Genomic DNA, 8,473 nt, shown 5'->3' on the forward strand with positions numbered 1-8,473 from the left:
CTCTAATCAGAGGATTTAACCCCAATAGAGTTCACGGTCTGGCCACAGGCTTGCGCAACAAACTGTAGGCCATCGCCCCCAGTGCTGCCACACCCAGCAGGAGCACGGCCCATAAGCCGAGCTTCTTCCAGTCGGTGCCGACAGCGGGCGACGCGGCAACAGCGGGCGGCTTGACCACCACCTCCCCCGCTACGGCGGCTGTGCCCAGGGTTTTGAGACGCTCGGAGCTGGCGTCAGGGATCAGCGTGGACAGCGGCAGGTTCGCCGCCTTCACCGACGCATTGCCCACTGCCAGGGTAAACGGCGGCTCACCCCGCGCCAGGAACACCAACTGCGTGGCACGCACGGCAAACCGCAGTGCTGGCGCGTCGACGCCCAAACCACCCCCGCGCTCGTCCACTTGCAACTTGAGTTCGGCCACCGTCTGGCCCGGCAACTGCAATTCATCCTGCACCACGTCCTGGCCGTTCTGGGTCAGGCGGTACAGCAAGCCATTGCTCAGCGGCTGCCAGGCTTGACTGGCTTCACGACGGCCCGAAAAGGTCACCGGCGCCAGCGTGTTGGGTTGCTTGAGGTCGATGCGCAAACGCTCGACATTCAGCCCGGTCGGCAACTGCCAGCTGTATTCCCCGGCCTTGAGCCGCGTGCCCGCCAACGGCTGCGACCACATCAACGGCGCCGGCAAACGGCTGGTGGTGGCGCTTGTCAGTTTGGCGGAGGTCAGTTGCGGCGCTTCCTGGCCCTGCCACACCAGGCGCAAGTAGCGCGCCGATTGGCCCGGCAAACTCACGTCGTGTTGCTCCACCCGCTCCTCGGCGAAGGACAGACGCGCCACCTGGCCATCGCCCCAGGATGCCCAGTGCTGCAAGTCATCGCTGGCTTCAATGCTGAAACGCTGGAAGCCGTCGCGCTCGCGGCTCCAATCCAGGCTCAGTTGCTGCAACGGTGCCTTGATCGCGCTGGCGTCCAACACCCAGCCGCGCAGCACCTGCTTGCCCGATTTGGAGGGGCGCACTTCCAGCAGCGTGCCCTCGGCAGTCGACTTCATGACCACATCCGGCAACGCCTCATGGGTATCGGCGGCGTACAACGCAAACCATTTCACATCCGCCACGTTACGACTCTCCGAGCGCTGCACAGATTGGCGGGATAACGCATAGGCCTGTGGCTCGCCGGCCGCGTTGAACACGCGCACATCGCTGAGATCCGCCTGGCGCGCACTCAACTGCACGGCCAACGGCAGCTCCAGGCGATACCAGGGGCCGCTGCCACTCACGGTCAGCGGCACGTGCGTGGTGAAATCCGCCGGACCTTTCTGGGCGTAAGCCGCCGAACACACCAGCCACACCGCCAACCCGCTTAGACTCAGCTTGCCCATCAAGAAGACGCTCCTTCGGTTTCAATCACAGGTTCGGCACGTTTGGGCGGCAGTGGCGCAAAGTAACCCACCACCAGCAACAGAGCGCCCACGCCGATAAACGACACGATCCGCGCCAGCCCGCCGCGGTTGCTCAGCTCAACAAAGAACAGCTTGGCCACCACCAACGCAATCAGCGCCGCGCCAATCAGCCACACTTCGCGACGATGGCGCAGGTGACCGCCGATCATCAGGCCGAGTGCGATCAGGGTCCACACAATCGACAGGCCCGCCTGCACCAGCATCGACGCCAGCAACGCATCCAGGTCGAACGGCACGCCGCCCCAGTGGTGAGCCGTGCGCATCACCAGCGCGGTAAAAAATGCGAACAGCGAGATACCCGTAACGCCCTGAGCGATCAGCTCGGCACGCGGCCCGCGCTCCGGCGCCACGCTGCGCGACCACAGGTAAACGCCCAGCAGCGCGAACAGCAAGCCCAGGTCCAGCGGGTTGAGCAGCGGCATATAGGGCAGCGGTTCTGCCGTGCCGTCACTGAAGATATTCGCCAGCCAGAACCAGCCGAGCATCAGCACCGCCAGCGGCAAGGCCGCCAACACGCGGTATTCACGCGGGTACGCCGACACCGGCCACGGCCAGGTGCGCGGCGCGGCGGCCAGCACCAGATACAGGCTTGGCAGAATCGCCCAACCCAACCAGCGCCATGCGTTGTATTCACTCGACAGCAACAGCAGGCTGTAACGCAGCTCCAGCGCCAGCACGCCGATCAACATCCAGCAGCCCAACACGTGCGCCACGCCCAACACCTTGGCCGGGACCAACGCCGCCAAACGGCGCAGCGAGATGAAATGCACCACGAATACCGCCAGCCAGGCCAGCCAGCCAAAGTGCGCCGCCGGGTGGTAAAACTCAGTCCACGCACCCCACAACACGAGACCCGCCGCTGGCATCAGCAACGTACTGGCGACACCCAGAGCCACCCAGCGCAAACGCAGTGCCAGTGCCGTCCAAATCACCACGCTCAGCGCAGCCGCCAGCACCAACAGCGGAGCGTGCAACGCCGCAGGCGCCAGGCGCCACACTTCAATGATCACCGCCAAAGCCCACCAGGCCACGCCCCAAGCCAGCAAACCTGTAGACAGCCGGCCACGGGGCAAGCGCCACGCGCCGAGCATGGCTGCCAAGGCAATGATCAGCGGCGTCCAGGCGTTGGCCACTGGGTCGAGCGCAAAGAGCACGCCGCCCAGCACCTGCCCAACCACACCACAACGCACAACCGCTGGCGAGCCGATACGCTGGCCCGCCCACAGGGTCGCCAGGCCAGCAACGGCCCAACTGACGATGCTGCCTTGCGTCGAAAATAACAGCGGCGCCAGCAAGTAAGCGCAGCCCAGGCCAAGTACGGCGAGCCAGGGCGCACCCAGCCGTTCCCAGCGCCGGGTATGTTCCGGCGCAGCGGTGTGGAGTTGATAAAAGCTGAACAACAGCGCCGCGCCCAACAACAACGCCCCCAATGGCGGCCCCTGCAGCAACGTGTCCTGGCTGTCGCGCAGTTCGCCGAGGAAGGCGAGCAATGAACCCAGTTGCAGCAATAAAGCGAACGCCCGCGCCAAGGGCCGCTGCTGACGCAAGCCGAGCCAGAAAATCCCGGCGCCTTCCACGGCCCAGGCGGCGGCGGTCCAGCGTGCGTCGAGGCCTAACGGAATCGCGAGGCTGGCAAAGATCACGCCCAGCGCCAAGCAGGTTTCGGCCAACAACAAAGCCCGGCCGCCGCTGAGCAGTCGCGCCAGCCCCATGTAGATAATGCCAAGGCCAAGCGCACTGAACGCCGCGGCAAACTCAAGGTGCTGCACCAGCGCGAACTGCAAGCCAAAACCCACCAACGGCGGGCCGAACAGCATGCTGCCGTCGACGTAATCGCTCTTGGCCGCCGACCAGCGCAGCAACGCGTCACGGCCTTCAGGCGCGTCACCCCTCTCCAACAACTTGCGCCGGGCGAACAACAGACCGATGGCCAGGTACATCAGGAAAAACAGAACCAGGAACGGCTCGGTACTCCACAACAACTCCGGCGTGTAGGACCGCATGCCCCAGGCGAAGCCGATGCCGAAGGTGCCGACAAAACCGATCAGGTTGAGCAAGCGCCAGGCCTTGAACCAGGCGATGGCGAGGATGCCGGCGTTAAGCAAGGCGAAGTAACTGAACAGCGCCACATGGTTGCCGGCGCCGGTGGAGGTGAGAATTGGCGCCGCAAAACCACCGAGGGCCGCCGCGCAGGCCAGTCCGAGCGCATCCTGGGTAATCGCCAGAATCGCCGAAAACACCGTGACGGCCACCAGTAAACCCAGCGCCGCGCCCGGATCAATCAGCGGGTGCAAACGCATCGCGGCGAACACCGTGAGGTACAACACCGCGATGCCGGTGCCTTGCAGCATCAGGCCGTAATGGCTGTTACGCAGGCGCAACCACCAGCCCAGGCCCAATAAGGCGATGGCCGCTGCGGCCACACCGGCATAACGCAGTTCGATCGGCACTACCACGCCTTCGGTGGCATACCGCAGCAGGAAAGCCAGGCCGAGGAACAACAGCACCACGCCGACGCGCAGCACGGTATTGCCGCCAAATAGCCAATTGCGCGCGCCATGGATGGCGCGCTCGATCAGATTCGGCCCACGGGCAATGGCAGGTTGTGCTGGGCGCGGGGTTGGAGCAGGAGCCCAAACGTCAACCGGCAGTGGCTGGCTGGGCGAGGTGTGCATGGCGACGGGCGCCAGTTCGGCCGGCAATTCCCAGACGAGGTCGGGTGCCTTGGCAACAGGTGTGGGTTCAGAAACAGGCGGTTCGACGATGACGTGGTGTGTCGTCGCGGGCACTTCCAGCTGCCGCAGGCGTTCACCCAGGGCTATCAGCGCCTTCTGCGTGGTTTCCAACTGGCGGGCCTGCTGTTCTGTTTTGGTCGACAGCATCGACAGGCGAATCGCCTGGCCAATGCCCAACCCCAACAGCGCACCGAAACCGGCATCGGTGAACGACTCATCGAGCGTCCAGCCGAGCGCCAGGCCAATCAGCATGAAAATCCATTGCATGGTCGATATCCCTAAGCAAACCGAGGCCTAGTATATCGACGCGAACCTAATGTGGTAGCAGGCTTGTGTGGGAGCCGGGCTTGCCCGCGATGCAGACACCTCGGAGTTTCAGTCACACCGAGGTGATGCTATCGCAGCGGTGCGACGATTCGACAAGCCAGCTCCCACACAAGCCCGCTACTATTTTGGTGTTGCGGTGGTTAGTCGAGGGCTTTCCAGATCTCGGTGGCGTATTCGCGGATGGTGCGGTCAGAGCTGAACCAGCCCATCCGCGCTGTATTCAACACCGCCGAACGCCACCACGCCTTGGAGTCGTGCCAATGCTTCTCGACCGCCGCCTGGGCGTCCCAATAGGAGTCGAAGTCGGCACACACCAGGAAGCGATCGTAGTCGATCAACCCGTCGATCAAGCCCACATAACGGCCCGGATCATCCGGTGAGAACACCCCGCCACGAATCGCTTGCAGCACATCGTTCAAACGATGGGACGCGGCAATGTCCGGCCCGGCGTTGAACTCGCCGGCGTGCTTGCGGGCTTCCACCTGCTGCGCACTGAGGCCGAAGATAAACATGTGCTCGGCGCCGACGCGCTCGTGCATTTCCACGTTGGCGCCGTCCATGGTGCCGATGGTCAGCGCGCCGTTGAGGCCGAACTTCATGTTACTGGTGCCCGAGGCCTCAAAGCCGGCGGTGGAGATCTGCTCCGACAAGTCCGCCGCCGGAATAATGCTTTCCGCCAGGCTGACGTTGTAGTTGGGCAGGAACACCACCTTGAGCAAACCGCGCACGGTCGGGTCGTTGTTGACGGTGCGGGCGATGTCGTTGGTCAGCTTGATGATCAACTTGGCCTGGTGATAACTGGCCGCCGCCTTGCCGGCGAAGATCTTCACGCGAGGCACCCAGTCGGTGCCCGGCTCGGCACGGATCGCCTGGTACAGCGCCACGGTGTGCAGCAGGTTCAACAGTTGGCGCTTGTACTCGTGGATACGCTTGACCTGCACGTCGAACATCGCCGCCGGGTTCACCGAAATGCCCAGGCGCTCGTGAATGATGTCGGCCAGCGCACGCTTGCTGTGCAGGCGTTGCTCGGCGAAGGCTTTGCGGAAGGATTGCTTCTCGGCGAAGGTTTCCAGCTCCGTGAGGCGGGTTTCCATGGTGTCGAGAATGTCCGGGCCCAGCGCCTCCACGAGCATTTCGGTGAGTTGCGGGTTGGCCTGGTACAGCCAGCGGCGGAAGGTGATGCCGTTGGTTTTGTTGTTGATGCGCTCCGGGTAGAGCTTGTGCAGTTCGGAGAACACGGTGCTGCGCATCAGTTGGGTGTGCAACCCGGACACGCCGTTGACGCTGTGGGAACCCAGGAATGCCAGGTTGCCCATGCGCACGCGGCGGCCGTTGTCTTCTTCGATCAGCGACACGGCGCGCAGTACGTCGAAATCGTGGATGCCTTTGGCGCGCAGCGAATCGATGTGCTGGGCGTTGATCAGATAGATGATCTGCATGTGCCGCGGCAGCATGCGTTCCATCAAGCCGACGGGCCAGGTTTCCAATGCTTCGGGCAACAGCGTGTGGTTGGTGTAGGAGAGGGTTTCGACGGTGACGTCCCATGCCGCTTCCCACGGAATATCGTGCAAGTCCACCAACTGGCGCATCAACTCGGCCACGGCGATGGACGGGTGAGTGTCGTTAAGCTGGATCGCGGCGTGTTCGCCCAGGCTCAGCACTGAGCCGTGCATGTTCTTGTGGCGGCGCAGCAAATCCTGCAGCGAAGCAGAGACAAAGAAGTATTCCTGGCGCAGGCGCAGCTCCTGCCCCGCCTCGGTGCTGTCGGCCGGGTAAAGCACACGGGAAATACTTTCGGCGCGGGCCACTTCGGCAACGGCGCCAAGGTGGTCACCGGCGTTGAAGCGCTCCAGGTGCAGGTCTTCCACGGCCCGTGCACGCCACAGGCGCAGGGTGTTGACGCTGGCACCGCGCCAGCCGACGACCGGGGTGTCGTAAGCGACGGCGCGCACGGTTTCGTTGGGCGTCCACACTTGAATCATCTTGCCGGAGGTGTCCGGCAGGGTTTCAACGCTGCCGCCAAAGCCGATCGGGTAGATCACTTCGGCCCGCTCGAACTCCCACGGGTTGCCGAAATCCAGCCAGCGCTCGGTTTGCTCCTGTTGCCAGCCATCGACAATCGCCTGGCGGAACAAGCCGTGCTCGTAACGAATGCCATAACCGTGACCGGCAATGCCCAGGGTCGACATGCTTTCCATGAAGCACGCCGCCAGACGGCCCAAGCCACCGTTGCCGAGCGCCGCGTCGGGCTCCAGCAGGCGGATGCGCTCAAGGTCCACACCCAGCTCGGCCAAGGCGTCGCGAGCGATCTCCAGCACGCCGAGGTTGCTCAGGCTGTCGTAGAGCAAACGGCCGATAAGGAATTCGAGGGACAGGTAGTACACCCGCTTCTGACCTTTGCGGTAGATGCGTCGGGTGTGGTTCATCCAGTGGTCGACCATCTGGTCGCGCGCAGCCAGGGCAATGGCTTCGAACCAGTCGTGGTCGAAGGCGTGGTCGGGGTCTTTACCCACCGCGTAAGTGAGTTTGGTCAAGACAGCCTCGCGAAATGCGGCTACCTCTGCTTCTCGTGCAAGCGGTTCCTGAGACATCAATGCGACCTCGAGCGAGATTGAAGGAGTTGCTAGAGCCTAGTCGGTCTGACAGACGGTAGACGCGCTGGTTCGGCAGTTTTTTAACTCATTCACGTTTATCGTATTTAGATGCAGGGGCCGTGCCCGATCACACACTTGCGCAGCCTTTGAGCTGAAATCCGCAAAATATTGTTCAAAAAACCACCAATCCCGGTATGATCGCGCGCCCAGATACAGCCCCACCTTTTGGAACCCTGATGAAGCCTCAACTGATCGCCGCCGCGGAACTCGACCGTCTTGAAACGTGGCAGAAATACTCCGCACACATGTGCGGCGGCTGCGTGTCCAGCTGCTGCACGCTGCCGGTCGAAGTGAAGATCAAGGACCTGATCCGCATTGGCATCGTCGATGAATTCGAGCTGGGTGACCCGGCGAAAAACATCGCCAAGCGTTTGCAGAAAGAAGGCATCGTGGAGCGCTTCAATTCCAAATCCGAAATTTTTACCCTGCAGCGCATGAGTAACAACGACTGCCTGTACCTGGATCGTAAGACGCGCTTCTGCACTATTTATGACAAGCGCCCGGATACCTGCCGCAACCACCCGAAAATCGGGCCACGGCCTGGGTATTGCGCGTATAAGCCCAAGGAAGTGGTGCGCGAGACCAAGTTTCGGACGCTGGATAAGTTCTGATCTGGATTTTGTGAGGCTTTTGAGGGCCTCATCGCAGGCAAGCCAGCTCCCACATTTTGATGTGTGAATACATTCAAGTGTGGGAGCTGGCTTGCCTGCGATAGGGCCAGACCAGACACCACACAAACTGCAGACATAAAAAAACGCCCCCGGCCTTTCGACCGGGGGCGTTTTTCATTCAGCCTGAGTTAACTCAGTTCTTGGCTTTCTTGGCAGCGCGGGTACGCTCGCCTTCGTCCAGGATCTTCTTACGCAGGCGGATCGACTTAGGCGTGACTTCGCACAGCTCGTCGTCCTGGATGAATTCCAGGGCTTGTTCCAGGGTGAACTTCACCGGTGGAACCAGAGCGATGGTTTCGTCTTTACCCGAAGCACGCATGTTGTCGAGCTTCTTGCCTTTGGTTGGGTTGACGCCCATGTCGTTGTCACGGCTGTTCAGACCAACGATCTGACCGTTGTAGATCTCTTGACCGTGTTCAACGAACAGCTTGCCACGCGCCTGGAGGGTTTCCAGGGAGTAGGTCAGCGCCTTGCCGGTTTCTACCGATACCAGAACACCGTTCTGACGGCCGGACATGTCGCCGGACTTCATGGTGTCGTAGCGATCGAAGATCGAGGTCAGGATGCCAGCACCGTTGGTCAGGGTCAGGAACTGGTTACGGAAACCGATCAGACCACGAGCAGGGA

4 protein-coding genes and 1 pseudogene are annotated in these 8,473 nt (G+C 62.2%); 1 reads left to right on the forward strand and 4 read right to left on the reverse strand.

The features are described 5' to 3' along the window. Positions 1-31 precede the first annotated feature (31 nt). The 3 genes from ACP7A2_RS21780 to ACP7A2_RS21790 all read right to left on the reverse strand — a co-directional run bounded on the left by ACP7A2_RS21780 (position 32) and on the right by ACP7A2_RS21790 (position 7,112). Complete coding sequence (locus ACP7A2_RS21780; protein WP_426135904.1) at positions 32-1,378, reverse strand: DUF3999 domain-containing protein; 1,347 nt, start codon at positions 1,376-1,378, stop codon at positions 32-34. After that, complete coding sequence (locus ACP7A2_RS21785; RefSeq protein WP_426135905.1) at positions 1,378-4,461, reverse strand: DUF2339 domain-containing protein; 3,084 nt, start codon at positions 4,459-4,461, stop codon at positions 1,378-1,380. The genes ACP7A2_RS21780 and ACP7A2_RS21785 overlap by 1 nt, the downstream gene beginning before the upstream one ends. Positions 4,462-4,661: 200 nt before the next feature. Then, complete coding sequence (locus ACP7A2_RS21790) at positions 4,662-7,112, reverse strand: glycogen/starch/alpha-glucan phosphorylase (protein WP_426135906.1); 2,451 nt, start codon at positions 7,110-7,112, stop codon at positions 4,662-4,664. 239 nt (positions 7,113-7,351) lie between these two features. Between ACP7A2_RS21790 and ACP7A2_RS21795 the strand changes: the two genes are divergently transcribed. Next, complete coding sequence (locus ACP7A2_RS21795) at positions 7,352-7,786, forward strand: YkgJ family cysteine cluster protein (RefSeq protein ID WP_426135907.1); 435 nt, start codon at positions 7,352-7,354, stop codon at positions 7,784-7,786. A gap of 193 nt (positions 7,787-7,979) precedes the next feature. Here the strand turns inward: ACP7A2_RS21795 and ACP7A2_RS21800 are convergent. After that, a pseudogene (locus ACP7A2_RS21800) lies at positions 7,980-8,473 on the reverse strand (translational GTPase TypA); the annotation flags it as partial.

It is taken from the genome of Pseudomonas sp. PWP3-1b2 (genome assembly GCF_049896045.1).
Taxonomy (GTDB): Bacteria; Pseudomonadota; Gammaproteobacteria; order Pseudomonadales; family Pseudomonadaceae; genus Aquipseudomonas; species Aquipseudomonas antarctica_B.

Excerpts from the sequence above, each read along its gene's own strand:
- ACP7A2_RS21780 (WP_426135904.1), bottom strand. The coding sequence starts at position 1,378 with ATGGGCAAGCTGAGTCTAAGCGGGTTGGCGGTGTGGCTGGTGTGTTCG.
- ACP7A2_RS21785 (WP_426135905.1), bottom strand. The coding sequence starts at position 4,461 with ATGCAATGGATTTTCATGCTGATTGGCCTGGCGCTCGGCTGGACGCTC.
- ACP7A2_RS21790 (WP_426135906.1), bottom strand. The coding sequence starts at position 7,112 with ATGTCTCAGGAACCGCTTGCACGAGAAGCAGAGGTAGCCGCATTTCGC.
- ACP7A2_RS21795 (WP_426135907.1), top strand. The coding sequence starts at position 7,352 with ATGAAGCCTCAACTGATCGCCGCCGCGGAACTCGACCGTCTTGAAACG.